Source organism: Pantoea sp. ICBG 985 (genome assembly GCF_002928365.1).
GTDB classification, from domain to species: domain Bacteria; phylum Pseudomonadota; class Gammaproteobacteria; order Enterobacterales; family Enterobacteriaceae; genus Pantoea; species Pantoea dispersa.
This window is the reverse complement of the sequence record NZ_POWM01000003.1, coordinates 376,149-392,516: the sequence shown is the minus strand read 5'-3', so window position 1 is coordinate 392,516 and position 16,368 is coordinate 376,149. Positions and strand designations below refer to the sequence as shown.

Below are 16,368 nucleotides of genomic sequence, written 5' to 3'. Positions count from 1 at the left end.
GTGTTTGTTATAGACGTGTTGCGAAGAACAGTGCAAGCATTTCTTTTTGACATAAGAAAAGCCTATTTAACCTTATCATCAGGCTGTGATTAACATCATGTTATCGAGTTTTCACTGTAAATACGGTTGCTTTTAACAGTGTCATAACCTCAATAATTAAAGCGTATGCACTATAAATTCAGCGTCGGGTTTGATCGTTTATCCGTGTGCATACCTTCAAATCAGCGTCAGTGTGAGAGGAAAATATGAGCAATATGAAACGCATCGCGGTGATCGGCGCCGGGCTGGGCGGGCTTGCCGCCGGCTCGCTGTTACAGAAAGCGGGATTTCATGTCACGGTTTATGAACAAAGCCCGGCTTTCTCCCGTCTGGGTGCCGGCATCCACATGGGGCCGAACGTGCTCAAGGTGTTTCGCCGCATGGGCATCGAACAGCAGCTGGAGGATCTGGCTTCGCATCCCGATTTCTGGTTCAGCCGCGACGGCGAGACCGGGGAGTATTTGTCACGCATTCCGCTGGGCGCTTATGCGCGCAAAGAGTACGGTGCGGCTTATGTCACGGTGCACCGGGGCGATTTGCAGGCCATGCAGATGACCAGTCTGCAGCCGGGCAGCGTCCAGTTCGGCAAGTGCCTGAGCAGCGTCGAAGACAGCGGCAGCGATGTGGTGTTGCGTTTTCAGGATGGCAGCGAAGCGCGCGCGGATATCGTGATTGGCGCGGATGGCATCAACTCAAAGCTGCGTGAACATCTGCTGGGGGTGGAAGCGCCCACTTACAGCGGCTGGGTGGCGCACCGTGCGCTGATCCGCGGCGAACAACTGCGCAAATACAACCTCAGCTTTGAAGATTGCGTCAAGTGGTGGTCTGAAGATCGTCATCTGATGGTCTATTACACCACCAAAGCGCGCGACGAATATTATTACGTCTCCGGTGTGCCGCACCCGGCGTGGGATATCAAAGGCAGCTTCGTTGAAAGTAGTCAGCAGGAGATGCTGGAAACGTTTGGTCACTACCATCCGGTGGTACAGGCGCTGATCGAGTGCAGCGAATCGGTCACCAAATGGCCGCTGCTCAACCGTCAGCCATTGCCGGTATGGAGCGAAGGGCGCATTGTGCTGCTGGGTGATGCCTGCCATCCGATGAAACCGCACATGGCGCAGGGCGCTGCGATGGCCATCGAAGATGCCGCCATGCTGTCGCGCTGCCTGACGGAAACCGGTCTTGATGATTATCGCACCGCATTCCGCCTGTATGAAGCCAACCGCAAAGAACGTGCGTCGCGCGTGCAGGCCGTCTCTAACGCCAATACTTTCCTGCGCACCCAGGAAGATCCGGCCTGGGTGTACGGCTACGACGTGTTTGCCGCGCCGCTGAAAAGCGAGGTGACCTCATGAGCCGTTTTATGCACGGCGGTCAGGTACAGGCCAACGGCATTCGCCAGCACTATCTGCGCTACGGCGGCAGCGGGCCCGCGCTGATCCTCGTACCGGGTATCACCAGCCCGGCGATCACCTGGGGTTTTGTGGCGGAAGTTTTTGCGCAGCATTTTGATACCTGGGTACTGGACGTGCGCGGTCGCGGGCTCTCCAGCAGCGGTGAAGGGCTGGATTACGGCATGGAGAGCTGCGCCGATGACATCAACGCCTTCGCGGATGCGCTGGGGCTGACGCGCTATCACCTGGTTGGCCATTCGATGGGCGCGCGCTTCATCATGCGTGCGGCGGTGAAACAGCCGGCCGGCGTGCTGTCGCTGTCGCTGATCGATCCGCCGGTTTCCGGTCCGGGCCGGCGTCTCTATCCGGGTCAGTGGCCGTGGTATGAAGATTCCATTCGCGACGCGCAGCGCGGCATGGATGCTGAAGCCATGAAGCAATACTGCCCGGCCTGGAGCGATGACCAGCGCCAGCTGCGCGCCGAGTGGCTGCACACCTGCTATACGCCGGCCATCCGTCGCGCCTATGACGATTTTCACCAGCTCGATATCCATCAATATTTCCCTCAGCTGCCGGCAAAAACTCTGCTGATGGTGGCAGGCAAGGGCGGCGTCATTCAGGCGGAAGATGAAGCCGAAATCCGCGAGCTGCTGCCGACCATTGAGATCAGCCGGGTAGCCAGCGCCGGTCACATGATCCCGTGGGATGATTTTCACGGCTTCTTTAATGCCTTTGGCACCTTCCTTGGCCCCTCACTGACTCCGGAGACGCAGCCATGACGCGTTCGTATCGTATCGGCCAGATTGTGCCGAGTTCCAACATCACCATGGAAACCGAAATTCCCGCCATGCTGCAGGCGCGCCAGCTGATTCGCCCGGAGCGGTTTACCTTCCACTCCAGCCGTATGCGCATGAAGCATGTCAATAAAGATGAACTGGCGGCGATGGATAAAGAGTCCGACCGCTGTGCGCTGGAGCTGTCCGACGCGCGCGTTGACGTGCTCGGCTATGCCTGTCTGGTGGCGATCATGGCGATGGGCCCGGGCTATCATCGCCAGTCGCAGCAGCGCCTGACACAGGTCACGCGCGACAACGAGGCGCTGGCACCGGTGATCACCAGTGCCGGCGCGCTGGTCGATGCGCTGCATATTATGGGCGCGAAGAAGATCGCGCTGGTAGCGCCCTACATGAAGCCGCTGACCGAGCTGGTGGTGGATTACATCCAGCGCGAAGGGATTGAGGTAAAGCAGTGGCGCGCGCTGGAAATTGCCGATAACCTCGCCGTCGCCCGCCACGACCCGGCCAATTTACCTGGCATCGTGGCGGACATGACGCTGACGGATGTTGATGTGGTGGTGCTGTCGGCCTGCGTGCAGATGCCATCGCTGCCGGCGGTGGCAAAAGTGGAGGCGCAGACCGGCAAGCCGGTAATTACGGCCGCCATTGCCACTACGTACGCTCTGCTGAAGGCGCTGGAGCTGGAGCCGGTGGTGCCGGGCGCGGGCGCACTGCTGTCCGGTGCGTGGTAGGGAGAAACCATGAGCCAGAGTGTCAGTGATAACTACGCCGGTGTCTGGGGCAACCGCATCGGTTTTGGTCAGCGTCCGGCGCTGCTGATGATCGACTTTCTGCAGGGCTACACCACGCCGGGCGCCGCGCTATTTGCCCCGGGCGTGGTAGAGGCGGTGGCCGCCACACAGGGCCTGCTGGCGGCGGCGCGCCAGTGCGCGATTCCGGTGATCCATACGCAGATTCGCTACCATCCGCAGCATCAGCAGGACGGCGGTATCTGGGTGCAGAAAGCCCCGGTGATGCGTGACATGGTGGAGGGCAATCCGCTGGCCGCGTTTTGTCCGGCGGTGCAGCCGCTTGCCGCAGAAGTGGTGATCACCAAACAGTATGCCAGCGCGTTTTTTGGCACGTCTCTGGCATCGATGCTGGTGGCGCAGGGCATTGATACGCTGCTGATCGCCGGCTGCTCCACCAGCGGCTGCATCCGCGCCAGCGCAGTGGATGCGTTGCAATACGGTTTTCGCGCCATGGTGGTGCGTGAATGCGTGGGCGATCGCCATGATGCGCCGCATCAGGCCAATTTGTTTGATATCGACAGTAAATATGGCGACGTGGTAAGTAAAGCCGCGGCGCTGGAGTATCTCGGGAAGTTCAGCGCCCGTTAAGGGCGCGTTTCACCTGCACGGAGTGCGCACAAACAGTCCGTTTCGGCTGCGGCTGAGACGCATAACAACATCTCCCCGACGACGGGGTTATTGCGCCCGGAGAACACCATGACTGACGTTTCAACCCGTCCTGCTGCGCTGGCAGCCGAAGACACCGCTTCGATTTATCGCAAAATCACCTGGAAGCTGATTCCGTTTCTCTGCCTGTGTTATCTCGCGGCCTACCTAGATCGCATCAATATCGGCCTGGCTAAGCTACAGATGGCGAGCGATCTGGCGCTAAGCGAGACCGCGTTTGGTCTGGGTGCCGGGCTGTTTTTTGTCGGCTATATCCTGTTTGAAGTGCCGAGCAACCTGATCCTGCAGCGGGTCGGCGCGAAGATTTGGATCGCGCGCATTATGATTACCTGGGGCCTGCTCTCGACCGCCACGCTGCTGGTGCAAACGCCGACCCAGTTTTACATCATCCGCTTTTTTCTCGGCGCGGCCGAAGCCGGTTTTCTGCCTGGCGTGCTGTTCTATCTCACCAAATGGTTTCCCTCGTGGCGCCGCAGCCGCATCATTGCGCTGTTTATGATTGGCCTGCCGCTCTCCAGCCTGATTGGCGGACCGCTTTCCGGCTGGATCATGGGGCATTTTCATGAGGTTTACGGCATGCGCGGCTGGCAGTGGCTGTTTCTGCTGGAAGGCCTGCCCAGCGTGTTACTGGGTGTGCTGACGTTCTGGCTGCTGCCGAACAGCGTCGAGAGCGCCAGCTGGCTCAGCAGCAGTGAGAAGCAGGCGGTGCTACGCGAACTGGCGCGCGACGAAGGTGACGCCAAAGGGCTGAAACACAGCCTGCGCGATGGTTTGCTGAATATTCGCGTAGTGATGCTCGGCGGCATCGACTTCTCGATTCTGCTCAGCGCTTACGCCATGGGTTTCTGGATGCCGACCTTTATTAAGAATGCCGGTACCACCGATATCAACACCATTGGCTATCTGACGGCGATCCCCAGCCTGGCGGCGTTGATTGGTATGCTGGCGATCGGTGCCAGCTCAGACCGCCTGCGTGAACGCCGCTGGCACATCATTGTTCCGTTTATTATTGGCGCGGCAGCGATGGGCACCAGCACCTTCTTTGCTCACAACGTGGCGATGACCGTGCTGCTGTTCTCAATTGCACAGGCGATGATTATCGGGGCGGTGCCGGTGTTTTTCAGTCTGCCCGCTACGTTCCTGAAAGGCACGGCGGCTGCGGCGGGTTTTGCGCTGGCCTGTTCGATCGCCAATATCGCCGGACTGGTGAGTAATTCCGTCATGGGCGTGGCGCTGGATCTCACCGGCAGCAGCAACGGCGCGCTGTGGTTCTTCGCCGTGTGTCTGCTGCTCAGCTCGCTGTTAGTGGTCGCGCTGCCAGCGAAGCTGGTGAACCGGTAGCGAATACCTTACCTATTTGAACGATCGCTGATGGATTGCCATCGATGGCATAATGCCGAATAGTTCAGAAACTGCAATACGCACAAATTCGTAGCGGCGCGATTCATCGCGCAATAAATTGCGCCGCTACGATAAGTGCAATCATTTATGTACAAATTCAAAATATAACTGACAAGGACATGGCGACCGCCTCACAGCCGCAGGATGCAGCTCCACACCCCGCCAGACCGTCACGCCCTCCGCACCCAATCCTCCTCGCTTATCGGTTATCCATAAGGTAAAAATCTTGTGGGATAGCTCAAACTATCAGCTAGAGGTATTATAAAGGTATCTATTCTGGTGCTAGATTGGTTCTACCAACACCGGGGAGTCTATTTCGATGAAAACTACAATTCCAAAGCTGTCGTTCATGATGTTCTTAGAGTGGTTTATCTGGGGGGCATGGTTCGTGCCGCTGTGGGCGTTTCTCAGCAAAAACGGCTTTTCGCCGGTTGAGATCGCCTGGTGCTACGCCTGTACCTCCATCGCTGCCATCCTGTCACCGATTCTGGTCGGCTCGCTGGCTGACCGTTTCTTCCAGGCACAGAAAGTGTTATCGCTGCTGACCATCGCCGGCGCGATCCTGATGTTCTTTGCCGCACAGCAGACGCACTTCAGCAGCTTCTTTCCGCTGCTGCTGCTGTATGCGCTCACGTACATGCCGACCATTGCGCTGACCAACAGTATTGCGTTTTCCCACGTCGGTGACGTGGAGCGCGACTATCCGCGCATCCGCGTGATGGGCACTATCGGCTGGATCGCCTCCGGCATCGCCTGCGGTTTTCTGCCGCCGCTGCTCGGCTTTGGCGATATCTCCGCCAGCAATGTACCGTTGCTGATCACCGCGGCCAGTTCGCTGCTGCTTGGCCTGTTCGCCCTGACCCTGCCAGCCACCGAACCCAAAAGCACCGGCAAGTTCAGCCTGCGCGTGGCGCTCGGCCTCGACGCACTGCACCTGCTGAAAGATCGCAGCTTCCTCGTATTTTTCGTCTGTTCATTCCTGTTCAGTATGCCGCTGGCGTTCTACTACATCTTCGCTGAGGGATATCTGACCGAAGTCGGTCTGCCCCACGCCACCGGCTGGATGACGCTCGGCCAGGTATCAGAAATCTTCTTCCTGCTGGCGCTGCCGTTCTTCATTAAACGCTTCGGCATCGGCAAAGTGCTGCTGCTCGGTCTGGTCACCGCCGCGCTGCGCTACGTGTTCTTTGTGTTCGGCGGCGATCAAAACCTGCTGACCTTCGGCCTGCTGTTTATGGGCATTCTGCTGCACGGCGTCAGCTACGACTTCTACTTCATCACCGCCTACATTTATGTGGATAAGAAAGCGCCGGTGGCGATGCGTAACGCTGCGCAGGGCCTGATCACCCTGGCCTGTCAGGGCATCGGCAGCCTGCTGGGTTACCGCCTGGGCGGCTATCTGATGCAGGAGATGTTCGCGTATGACCAGCCGCGCAACGGTCAGACCTTCAACTGGGCGGGAATGTGGATGTTTGGCAGCGTGATGATAGTCATCATCACCATCGCCTTTATCGTTCTGTTCCGCGACGGCAAAAAACGCAGTGATGAATTAACCGCTTTTGAACACTCAGCAACCGCTGACAGCCATAAATAAGAGATGTAACCATGACGATGACACACCAGGAAAAACGGATTTTGGGCGCATTTTACGGCCAGGCATTGGGCGATGCGATGGGCATGCCATCGGAACTGTGGCCGCGTAGCCGCGTGAAACAGCACTTCGGCTGGATCGATCGCTTCCTGCCCGGCCCGGCAGAAAACAATGCCGCCTGCTACTTTGGCCGGGCGGCTTTCACTGACGACACCTCAATGGCGCTGGCGCTGGCCGATGCCATTATCAGCCACGACGGCGAAATTGATGCGGAAACCATCGGCGTCAATATTCTGCGCTGGGCGGAAGCGTTTGATGCCTTTAACAAAAATGTGCTCGGGCCGACCTCCAAAATCGCGCTTAACGCGCTGAAAAACGGCACGCCGGTGGCGCAGCTGGAAAATAACGGCCTGACCAACGGCGCGGCGATGCGCGTCTCGCCGCTTGGCTGTCTGCTGCCGGCGCGTGACCTGCCGGCTTTTATTGATGCTGTCGCGCTGGCCTCCAGCCCGACACACAAATCCGACGTGGCGATTGCCGGTGCCACCGCGATCGCCTGGGCAATCTCCCGCGCGATTGACGGTAGTGACTGGGCAACGATTCGTGACGAACTGCCGGCGATTGCCCGCGCGGCGCAGGAGCGGCGCGTCACCACTTTCAGTGCGGCAATGGCGGCCCGCATCGAACTGGCGTTGCAGGTGGTGGCGCAGGGCAGGGGCACCGAGTCGACCATGCAGCAGATCTACGATCTGGTCGGTACCGGCACCAGCACCATTGAATCGGTACCGGCAGCGATCGCCATGGTCGAACTGGCAGCCACCGATCCCAACCGCTGCGCCATTCTGTGCGCCAATCTGGGCGGCGATACGGACACTATCGGCGCGATGGCGGTTGCCATTTGCGGCGCGCTGCACGGTATCGACGCGATCGATGCGCAGCTAAAAGCGGAACTGGATGCCGCTAACGCGCTGGATTTCACCCATTACAGCCGCGCGTTTGTCCGTTTCCGCCAGCAGCGTGAGGCCGCCTATGCTGACGCCTGACGATCTGTCCCGACTGGCGGGCCGGTTGCCGGTGTGCGTGGTGGGGGCGGCGGTAGTGGATGTGATTGCCGATGCCTGGACGTTGCCGTATCGCGGCAGCGACATCGAACTGCATCAGCAGGGCGTGAACGTTGGCGGCTGTGCGCTTAACGTCGCCATTGCGCTGCATCGTCTCGGCATTCCATCCATCAACGCGCTGCCGCTAGGGAACGGTATCTGGGCCAGTATCGTGCGACAGAAGCTGGCGGAATACGGTGTGCAGAGCGTACTGGAAAATGCGCACGATGATAATGGCTGGTGTCTGGCGCTGGTCGAGCCGGATGGCGAACGCACCTTTCTTTCCGTCAGTGGCGTGGAAAACCAGTGGGACGCCGCGCTGTTGCGCACATTGCCGCAGCCGGCGCAGCGCTGGATCTATCTCTCGGGTTATCAGCTCACCAGCAAAAGCGGCGAGGTGCTGATCGACTGGCTGGAGCAGCAGGCACCGCCGTTTCAGCTGCTGGTGGATTTTGGCCCGCGGCTGGCGGACATCGGTGAGGCGCAGTTTGCGCGTATCATGGCGTTGCAGCCACTGATTACAGTGAACAGGCAGGAAGCGGAGCTGCTGTGGCATGAGCGTCTGCGCGCATCCGAACCTTTCGACGCCCATCAGCTGATGGCGCGCTGGCAGCAGCAGTTTGACGGCGCAATGGTGTTAAGGCTGGACAGCGAAGGTGCCGGATACATCGACGCTGAGGCGCAGGGCTGGGTGCCCGCACTGGCGACTACGGTGGTCGATACTATCGGCGCGGGCGACAGCCATGCTGGCGGATTACTGGCGGGATTAGCGTCCGGCTGGTCACTGGCGGAGAGCGTTGCGCTGGGCAACGCAGTGGCGTCGTATGTGGTTTCCCGGCGCGGCGGCGACTGTGCGCCCGATCGTGCCACACTGCGCGCTTACTGGCAGCAACGCCTTACTCAGCAATAAACACGTACATATCGCTGCGGCAGTAGCTGATGCTGTACTCCAGCGGATTGCCCTGTGCGTCGAGTGCCAGCTGCTTAATCACCAGCACCGGCACATTGGCGGGCAGGGCAATTTGCTGCTGCAGGGCTTCGTCCGGCATACGCGCACTGACCCGGCTCTGGGATTTCACCGGCAGGATCTGCTGGCGATGAAAATAGTCATACAGCGAAATACCAATCTCATCGGCATCGGCGATGTAACGCGCCGGTACCCATGACTCTTCAACCGAGACCGCCTGGCGGTCAACATAGCGAATACGTTTCAGCAGATAGACATCGCTGCCCGTGCTCAGCCCCAGCTTTTCGGCGATCTCTGCGCTACAGGCAATTTTGCTTTTGTTGATCCACACGGTGTCCGGCGTTTTACCGCGCAGCACCGCCTGCTGCGACAATCCTTTTGGTTCTTTGAGTGAATATTCAAACTGGCTGCAAATCTGCGTGCCGTAGCCGCGGGAACGGAACACGACGCCCTCTTTTTCCAGCTCGTCCATGGCTTTACGCACGGTGATACGCGAAATGTTCAGCGACTGGCTGAACTCGCGCTCGCCCGGCAGGATCTCTTCGTGCACCAGCGTGCCATCGCGCACCGCATCTTTAATCGCACTGGCAAAGCGTTTATACAGCGGCGTGCGACTCTCTGTCGCCAGTGTGGTGGTCAACCGCGCCAACAGCGCATTGTGGTCAGTCATAGCGGGCAGGGCACTCACTCGGGTCAGCGGCAGGAACCGCTATAATACTGAATTTTAATGCGGCGCGCAGCCAGCGGCGTTTTGACCAGTCATCATGTTTCTTTATCCTGCTCATAATGAGGCACATCGTCGCGTTCTGTTAGCCACGGCACGGTGTGCGAGCACCAGATATAGGAAACCGGCGTCTGAGCGGGATCGTCGTCCAGCGTGGCCACACGCAGAATCACGTGGCTCTGATGAGGTCTTTCAGCCATCAGATGAGATCCGCAGACTGAACAGAAATAACGCAACTTATCCGGGGAAGAGTTAAATGCCGTCAGAAATTCTTCTCCCTGGGTCCACCTGAAATCCTCTCGCCGCACGCGCGTTGTGGAGGTATAAGCGGCGGCGTGCGCTTTCCTGCAGGTATGACAGCAGCAATGCGTAATGCTGCCCGCCAGTCGATCGCATTCGTAGCGCACACGTTTACAGAGACAACTTCCGTTCATTTTTTCTCCTGATTCCTGTGCCGGATTATTGCATCAGCTTCAGATGGAGGAGGGGAAACGGTTTCCCCTCACCATCAACGGAAGACCGTCCCGTCACCTGAAAGCCCAGATGCTGATAGAACCCGAGCGCAGCGGTATTTTGTTCGTTAACGTCCACATTCTTCGCTGAAAGATGACGGATAGCGTAACGGACTAACCGTGCACCGATCCCTTTTTTGTGATGAGCGGGCGAGACGAAAAGCATCTCGATATTCTCATCCTGCACGCCGATGAATCCGACAATGTCATGGTTTTCATCGGTCAACTTTCTCAGAACAACGGCGTCAAAATAATTTTCCAGAATAAGCTGTCTGAGCCGCAGGATATCCTGTTCATTCAGGAAATGATGCGTTGCTCTGACGGCAGCCTCCCAGACCTGAATCAGTAAGTGATACTCTTCCTTGCTTACTTCGCTAATTGTCACTATGCCTCCTTAACATGCCAACGCGATGGCTTAACGCAATGCCTGCGCTAATCGCTGGCCAGCCGCGCATAAAGATATTCATCGCCCCACATCCCTTTGAAAAAAATATTCTGCCGGTAGTGCGCTTCACGGCGAAAATTCAGCTTTTCCAGCAGGTTTATGGCGCGAATATTACGTGTGTCTACCACGGCAGTGAGCCGGTGTTTTGCAAACTGCGTAAAAAGCAGGGTAACGATGGCACTCGTTGCTTCAAGCGCAAAACCCTGTTTCTGATATCCGGCATCAAATGTCATGCCGAGTTCAGCTTGTCTTCCTTCATCAAAAAAATGAATTCCGATGTCCCCTATCAGCCGGTCGTCTTCCTGGTGTGCTACGGCAAGCTGAAACCAGGTGTTATCGCTGTTGAACGGCAGCGCATCCTGCTGCGCATATAATTTCTCAGCGTCCTGCCGGGTAAATTCTTCCCAGCTCTGATAACGAGCAACGTCTGGCAGATTGCGATAGCGCGACAGATGCGGCAAATCAGCCACTGTCAGCTTGCGCAACACCAGGCGTTGAGTATAAATCGGCAACGTCAGTGCCATATGTTCTCCGCTGCCTGCGTGCAGGCGGTTAAAGTAAACCGGGAGCGGTGCGTATCGCTTCAAGCCCGACGCGCTGCCCGAAAGACAGCTCCAGCGTATTGCCATCAGGATCGGCAAAAAATACGTAATATCCCACCGGTTCGCCAGCCTCTTCAGGGGCTTTGCGTAACACGCCTTCGGCGACGGCCATCGCTGTTTTACGATCGATCTCTTCGCGTGACGCACAGGCAATGCCTAGGTGTCCAAATTTACCCAGTGGCGTATCTGACACGTCATCCGCCTGCACCAGAACCAGTGCGAAAGGGCGGGTATGATCGCTCAGCCATGCTACCTTGCGGGCAGCCGGGACGTCAGGTTCACGGGTGTGTATCACCTTCATTCCTGCATAGCGGCGGTAGAAATCCATGCTCTTCTCAAGATCCCTCACCATAAACGCAACGTGGGTAAATCCAACATCGATATCCTTCATCTGCATCCTGTCTCCATTTATTGCCTCCCTGACACGACAAAAACTCAAGCCTGGTAAAGGTTAATCGCCATAAAGGGCCTGGTCGCTGCTCATTTTTCCATGTGGAGGCGTGGTGCGTGAAACGGTACTCTCTCTTAAAATTTCAATATAACTCAATAGTTTTAAGATAAAAACGACACGGCAACGCGTGCTATATGCCTATTAATAACGTTGACGGAGAGGAAATAAAAACGATTTAATTTCCGCCTGTTTTTTAGGAAAACTAAACAATGCGAAACAGCCTGCCTTCTCTTAACGCCCTGAAGGCGTTCGAATCCGTTGCCCGGCACCTCAGCATGACCCTTGCAGGCCAGGAGTTGCACGTCACGCCCGGCGCGATCAGCCTGCACATCAGGGAACTGGAACGGCAACTGGGCCTGCCACTGTTTCAGCGAAATGGACGCAAGCTGGCGCTGACGGCATCCGGTCAGGGCTATTACTACTCGATTGCTTCAGCTTTCAGCCTGATACGTGAAGCCACTGAAACGCTGGTGCAGGAGACACAAAAAAATACCATCACGCTGGCCTGCACCACCGGATTTGCGACCCACTGGTTACTGCCGCGACTGGCTGATTTTGAACGTGCCTGTCCGGATATCGACCTGCGCATCAGTGCCACTTCCCGCATTCAGTCTTTCGCCACGGATGGTATCGACCTGGCCGTACGGCATGGCAACGGTTTCTGTGAGGGTTGCGTGAGTGAGAAGTTGATCGACGACGACTACCTTGCAGTCTGCATTCCTGCTGTGGCGCAGCAGCTGGGGGAACCGCCGGCACTTGCCGCACTCGGTCGCGTCACGTTACTGCATGATATGCACCGGGAAGACTGGCAGCGCTGGCTCGCTGAAGCCGGTGTCGGGCATATTGATTCCGGTAAAGGGCCCTTGTATAGCGATGGCAGCGGGGCGTGGCTGGCGATGCTTGCCGGCATGGGCGTAGCGCTGATGCGCAGGCGATTTGTTCAGGCAAACCTGGCATCCGGTGAGGTGGTGGCACCGTTTCCAAATACGCTGAATACCGGACACGCGTACTGGCTTATTACGCCCCACGAAGCGCTGCTGCGTTCTGCTGTGGTAAAGGTAAGAGCCTGGCTCATGCAGCAGTCCACAGAATAGAACAGCGTCCGGCATTTCTTCATATCAACAAGACAGTGTAAATTTCTGAGCAAGCCGATATAACAGGTTCAGGACATTTCACCTGCAGAGGATATCATGGCGCTTTCACACGAATTAATGCTGATTTACACCACTTATTTTGTGGCAACGGCCAGCCCTGGTCCGAGTAATATGGCGATTATGGGAACGGCGATGAATAAAGGGCGCGGTGCCGCCTTAGCGCTTGCGGGCGGGGTAATTGGCGGCTCAATGCTGTGGGCGCTGCTGGCGGCCTGCGGGGTATTAACCGTTTTGGCGACGTTTGCCCAATTGCTGCTGGTGTTGAAAATCGGCGGCGGGTTATATCTGTTGTGGCTGTCGTACAAAGCCGGTAAATCTGCGTTAACCCGCACCGCTGCCGATAAAACCGTTATCAGCGATCACCGCGTTGCATATGGCGCGTTATTTCGGCAGGGAATTTTGATGCACGTCGGTAATCCTAAAGCCATTTTAACCTGGGTCGCAATCATGTCCGTCGCGCTCAAACCGGACGCCGCAGCCTCGACCTTACCGCTGATTATTCTCGGCTGTGCGGCAATTTGCGTCGCGGTATTTTGCGGCTATGCGCTGATATTTTCCACCGCAGCAATGAACGCGTTTTACCGCCGTATCCGCCGGGGATTAGATGCGCTATTAGCCTGCTGTTTTGCCATTGCCGGACTGAAACTGGTGTTGAGTCGTCAATAAAGCAAATTTTTAACCTCAGGTTCGCCCTCCATAGCAACAGGCCGCTCAGTTAAGTGAACCACCATGAGCAGCCTGATTGTTGCGGCGCGACGCATCGCGCCCTGCTTCAGGCCGTCACTCCGGTGTGATATCCGCGCCTAGAGTCTTGATCTCAAATGTGTTTAGATACCTGAACGTTAAAGCCAGTGAATCGTTGCTATGAATCTAAAGGAAACTATCGTCCGCGAGTTCAGTGAATTATCGCCAGAACTACAGCGGGCTGCCGAATTCTCACTGCAGAATGCCAATCAACTGGTGGTGCAATCCATGCGCACCTTTGCGCAGCAGGCCGGAGTGAAACCGGCAACGCTGCTGCGCCTGGCGAAACGGCTGGGCTATAACGGCTGGAGTGAACTCAAAGACGCATTCATCGATGACATCGGCCTGCGCAATGATACCTATGTCTCGAAAGCGGAAAAGCTGGTGGCCGCCGGCACGCAACCGCAGCTGTATGATGCGATGTTTCAGGCCCATCAGACCAACCTGGCCTTTACGCAGAACGAAAACCGCCAGGCAATGGAACAGGCGGTGACCTTACTCGATGCGGCTGACAATGTTTACATCTGCGGCTTCCGCGCCAGCTTTCCGATCGCCTGGTCATTATTTTATGTGTATCGGCTGTTCAATCGTCAGGTATCACTGGTGGATGGTCTGGCGAGCAATATCGAAGTTTTCACGCGTGAACTGACCGCCGCGGATTGCCTGTTACTTACCAGCTTTGCCCCTTATTCACGCGAATCACTTGATGTACTGCGCGCAGCGCAGCAGGCGGGCGCAAAGATCATCGCCATTACCGACTCACCGGTCTCGCCGCTGGCGCAGGCCGCTGATTGCTCGCTCCGGTTTTCACTGGACAGCCCATCGTTCTTCCCGTCAGTCGTCTCTGGCATGGGCCTGGCCGAGTGCCTGCTGGCGATGCTGGTGGCCCGTCATGGACGTGATGCGGTCAGTAAAATTGAAAACGCCGAACGCTATTTAATCGATTCCGGAGCTTACGTGCATGCCGGCAAATCCTGACAGATGATTCATTTGTATCTGTCATAAGAATATTGAATGCGATTGAATCATTATTGCGTTGACGTGATTCAAATGGATCCTGCAAGATACGTTTCAACAACGAAGCGTATTCAGGAGCAGGACCAGCATGAGCCGTATCATTCACCGCAGTCTGCGCAGCGTGCCCGCCGTGGCTACGCGCGCACACGGGGCCTACATTTTTGATGCACAGGGAAAACAGTATCTTGATGCCTGCGGTGGTGCCGCCGTTTCCTGCCTGGGCCACGCCCATCCTGACGTCCTCGCAGCCATGCATCGTCAAATCGATCAAATGGCTTATGCGCATACCAGTTTCTTTACCAGCGATACCGTTGAACAGCTCGCCGAACAGTTAACGCGCACCGCACCGGGCGATCTTAACTATGCCTATTTTGTGTCGGGCGGTTCGGAGGCGGTGGAAACCGCGCTGAAACTGGCCCGGCAATACTTTGTTGAGATCGGACAGCCTGCGCGCACCCGTTTCATCGCCCGCAAACAGAGCTACCACGGCAATACGCTGGGCGCGCTGGCGGTGGGTGGCAATGAATGGCGCCGGCGTCAGTTCGCGCCCCTGTTAATCGACGTGATTCGCGTTTCCGCCTGCAATGAGTATCGCGATCGCTGTACCGATGAAACCCAGCAGCAGTATACCCAGCGGCTATTGAGCGAGCTGGAGCAGGCGATTATCGATGCGGGCCCGGAAACGATTATTGGCTTCTGCGCGGAGACGGTGGTCGGTGCTACCAGCGGTGCCACGCCGCCGACGCCGGGCTATCTGCTGGGTGTACGTCGCCTGTGCGACAAGTACGGCATTTTGTTTATCGCCGATGAGGTGATGTGCGGAATGGGGCGTACCGGAACACTGCACGCGTTCGAACAGGATGGCGTGGTACCTGATTTGGTTACCATCGCCAAAGGACTGGGTGGCGGTTATCAACCCATCGGCGCGGTGCTGGCCAGTGAGAAGATCGTGTCTGCGCTGCAGGCTGGCAGCGGTCTGTTCCAGCATGGACACACTTATATTTGTCATGCGACAGCCGCTGCGGCGGCGTTAGCAGTACAGCAGGTGATTGAGCGCGACCATCTGCTGGAGGCGGTTCAGCAGCAGGGCGCTTATCTGCACAAGGCGCTTCGCGACGTGCTGGGGGAGTTACCGCACGTCGGTGATACACGCGGCCGCGGCCTGTTTGCCGGTGTGGAGCTGGTGCGTGATAAAGCCACAAAAACCCCGTTCGATCCGGCGATGAAACTTCACGCAGCCATCAAGGCCAACTGTATGGCGCGCGGTTTGCTGGTCTATCCGATGGGCGGCACGCTGGACGGGCAATATGGCGACCATATTTTAATTGCCCCACCGTTTATCGTCACCCCGCAACAACTGGATTTTGTCGTGGATACGCTGAACACCGTGGTACGTGAAGAGACCGGCAAATTATGATTAACCGATTACCGCCGCTGGCGGAGCAGGACTGGGATGAGCAGCAACGTCCGCTCGCGGAAGAGATTATCAACGGGCCGCGCGGTGCGCTGCTACCTCCGTTTGAGCCGCTGCTGCGCAGCCCCGAGTTAATGGCACATGCACAGCGTATGGGGGAATATCTGCGCTATCGCAGTGCGCTGGGCCAGCGGTTATCGGAACTGGCGATTTTAATGACGGCAAGGCACTGGTCACAGCCGGTAGAGTGGGCAATCCATGCGCCGATAGCGCGCGAAAAGGGGATTTCTGCTGCAGCAGTGCAGGCCATCAATGAAAAACGTCAGCCCGCGGATTTGCAGCCTGATGAGTGGGTGATTTATCAGTTTTGCCAGCAGTTACATCAGCAACAGAAAATCAGTGATGCCACCTGGCAGCAAGCCATCGAATTATGGGGCGAGAAGGGCGTGGTGGATTTGATAGGCATTAACGGCTATTACAGTTTTCTCTCGATGATCATGAACGGCGCACAGACGCCGGTACCCTTTACGCAGGATCACTTGCTTCCTGCATAAGTTGT

The 16,368-nt window shown here is 57.1% G+C and carries 18 protein-coding genes; 13 read left to right on the top strand and 5 right to left on the bottom strand.

What is annotated here, in order from left to right; genetic code table 11:
- Positions 1-245: 245 nt before the first annotated feature.
- From C1Y42_RS11310 to C1Y42_RS11275, 8 genes are all read left to right on the top strand, one after another.
- Positions 246-1,394: an FAD-dependent monooxygenase gene (locus C1Y42_RS11310; RefSeq protein WP_058780991.1), complete on the top strand. Its 1,149-nt coding sequence runs from the start codon at positions 246-248 to the stop codon at positions 1,392-1,394.
- On the top strand, positions 1,391-2,212 hold the full coding sequence (locus tag C1Y42_RS11305; protein WP_058780992.1) for an alpha/beta fold hydrolase: 822 nt from the start codon (positions 1,391-1,393) through the stop codon (positions 2,210-2,212). Before C1Y42_RS11310 ends, C1Y42_RS11305 begins: the two co-directional genes overlap by 4 nt.
- A gap of 47 nt (positions 2,213-2,259) precedes the next feature.
- Positions 2,260-2,961 (top strand): Asp/Glu racemase, encoded by a 702-nt coding sequence (locus tag C1Y42_RS11300; RefSeq protein ID WP_199188990.1) that lies wholly within the window; start codon positions 2,260-2,262, stop codon positions 2,959-2,961.
- A gap of 9 nt (positions 2,962-2,970) precedes the next feature.
- A complete protein-coding gene (locus C1Y42_RS11295) occupies positions 2,971-3,609 on the top strand; it encodes an N-carbamoylsarcosine amidohydrolase (RefSeq protein ID WP_058770411.1) in 639 nt (212 codons plus the stop codon).
- 108 nt (positions 3,610-3,717) lie between these two features.
- Positions 3,718-5,028, top strand: a complete 1,311-nt coding sequence (locus tag C1Y42_RS11290) for an MFS transporter (protein ID WP_104093467.1) — start codon at positions 3,718-3,720, stop codon at positions 5,026-5,028.
- Positions 5,029-5,407: 379 nt separating this feature from the next.
- Positions 5,408-6,682 (top strand): nucleoside permease, encoded by a 1,275-nt coding sequence (locus tag C1Y42_RS11285; protein WP_104093466.1) that lies wholly within the window; start codon positions 5,408-5,410, stop codon positions 6,680-6,682.
- Between the two features lie 17 nt (positions 6,683-6,699).
- Positions 6,700-7,722, top strand: a complete 1,023-nt coding sequence (locus tag C1Y42_RS11280; protein ID WP_199188989.1) for an ADP-ribosylglycohydrolase family protein — start codon at positions 6,700-6,702, stop codon at positions 7,720-7,722.
- A complete protein-coding gene (locus tag C1Y42_RS11275) occupies positions 7,709-8,689 on the top strand; it encodes a PfkB family carbohydrate kinase (RefSeq protein WP_059011471.1) in 981 nt (326 codons plus the stop codon). The genes C1Y42_RS11280 and C1Y42_RS11275 overlap by 14 nt, the downstream gene beginning before the upstream one ends.
- Here C1Y42_RS11275 and C1Y42_RS11270 read toward each other — a convergent pair.
- The 5 genes from C1Y42_RS11270 to C1Y42_RS11250 all read right to left on the bottom strand — a co-directional run bounded on the left by C1Y42_RS11270 (position 8,676) and on the right by C1Y42_RS11250 (position 11,420).
- Positions 8,676-9,416 carry a GntR family transcriptional regulator gene (locus tag C1Y42_RS11270; protein WP_058758945.1) on the bottom strand — a complete coding sequence of 247 codons (741 nt, stop codon included), beginning with the start codon at positions 9,414-9,416 and terminating at the stop codon, positions 8,676-8,678. The genes C1Y42_RS11275 and C1Y42_RS11270 overlap by 14 nt on opposite strands.
- Positions 9,417-9,508: 92 nt before the next feature.
- Entirely contained in the window at positions 9,509-9,904 is a 396-nt protein-coding gene (locus C1Y42_RS11265; RefSeq protein ID WP_104093464.1) for a GFA family protein, read from the bottom strand.
- A 25-nt stretch (positions 9,905-9,929) separates the two neighbouring features.
- Positions 9,930-10,367, bottom strand: coding sequence for an acetyltransferase (locus tag C1Y42_RS11260; protein WP_104093463.1), 438 nt, complete (start codon positions 10,365-10,367; stop codon positions 9,930-9,932).
- 47 nt (positions 10,368-10,414) lie between these two features.
- Complete coding sequence (locus tag C1Y42_RS11255) at positions 10,415-10,945, bottom strand: GNAT family N-acetyltransferase (protein ID WP_104093633.1); 531 nt, start codon at positions 10,943-10,945, stop codon at positions 10,415-10,417.
- A gap of 34 nt (positions 10,946-10,979) precedes the next feature.
- The gene (locus C1Y42_RS11250) at positions 10,980-11,420 is read right to left on the bottom strand and encodes a VOC family protein (protein ID WP_031279954.1); all 441 of its coding nucleotides are present in this window, start codon (positions 11,418-11,420) and stop codon (positions 10,980-10,982) included.
- 269 nt (positions 11,421-11,689) lie between these two features.
- On the opposite strand from C1Y42_RS11250, the gene gcvA reads away from it, so the two are divergent.
- The 5 genes from gcvA to C1Y42_RS11225 all read left to right on the top strand — a co-directional run bounded on the left by gcvA (position 11,690) and on the right by C1Y42_RS11225 (position 16,363).
- Positions 11,690-12,574, top strand: a complete 885-nt coding sequence (gcvA, locus tag C1Y42_RS11245; RefSeq protein WP_058770406.1) for a transcriptional regulator GcvA — start codon at positions 11,690-11,692, stop codon at positions 12,572-12,574.
- A gap of 96 nt (positions 12,575-12,670) precedes the next feature.
- Entirely contained in the window at positions 12,671-13,300 is a 630-nt protein-coding gene (locus C1Y42_RS11240) for a LysE family translocator (RefSeq protein WP_058776142.1), read from the top strand.
- A 198-nt stretch (positions 13,301-13,498) separates the two neighbouring features.
- Positions 13,499-14,356: a MurR/RpiR family transcriptional regulator gene (locus tag C1Y42_RS11235; protein ID WP_104093462.1), complete on the top strand. Its 858-nt coding sequence runs from the start codon at positions 13,499-13,501 to the stop codon at positions 14,354-14,356.
- A 127-nt stretch (positions 14,357-14,483) separates the two neighbouring features.
- On the top strand, positions 14,484-15,812 hold the full coding sequence (locus C1Y42_RS11230; protein ID WP_104093461.1) for an aspartate aminotransferase family protein: 1,329 nt from the start codon (positions 14,484-14,486) through the stop codon (positions 15,810-15,812).
- A complete protein-coding gene (locus tag C1Y42_RS11225) occupies positions 15,809-16,363 on the top strand; it encodes a carboxymuconolactone decarboxylase family protein (RefSeq protein ID WP_176428143.1) in 555 nt (184 codons plus the stop codon). Before C1Y42_RS11230 ends, C1Y42_RS11225 begins: the two co-directional genes overlap by 4 nt.
- Positions 16,364-16,368 lie beyond the last annotated feature (5 nt).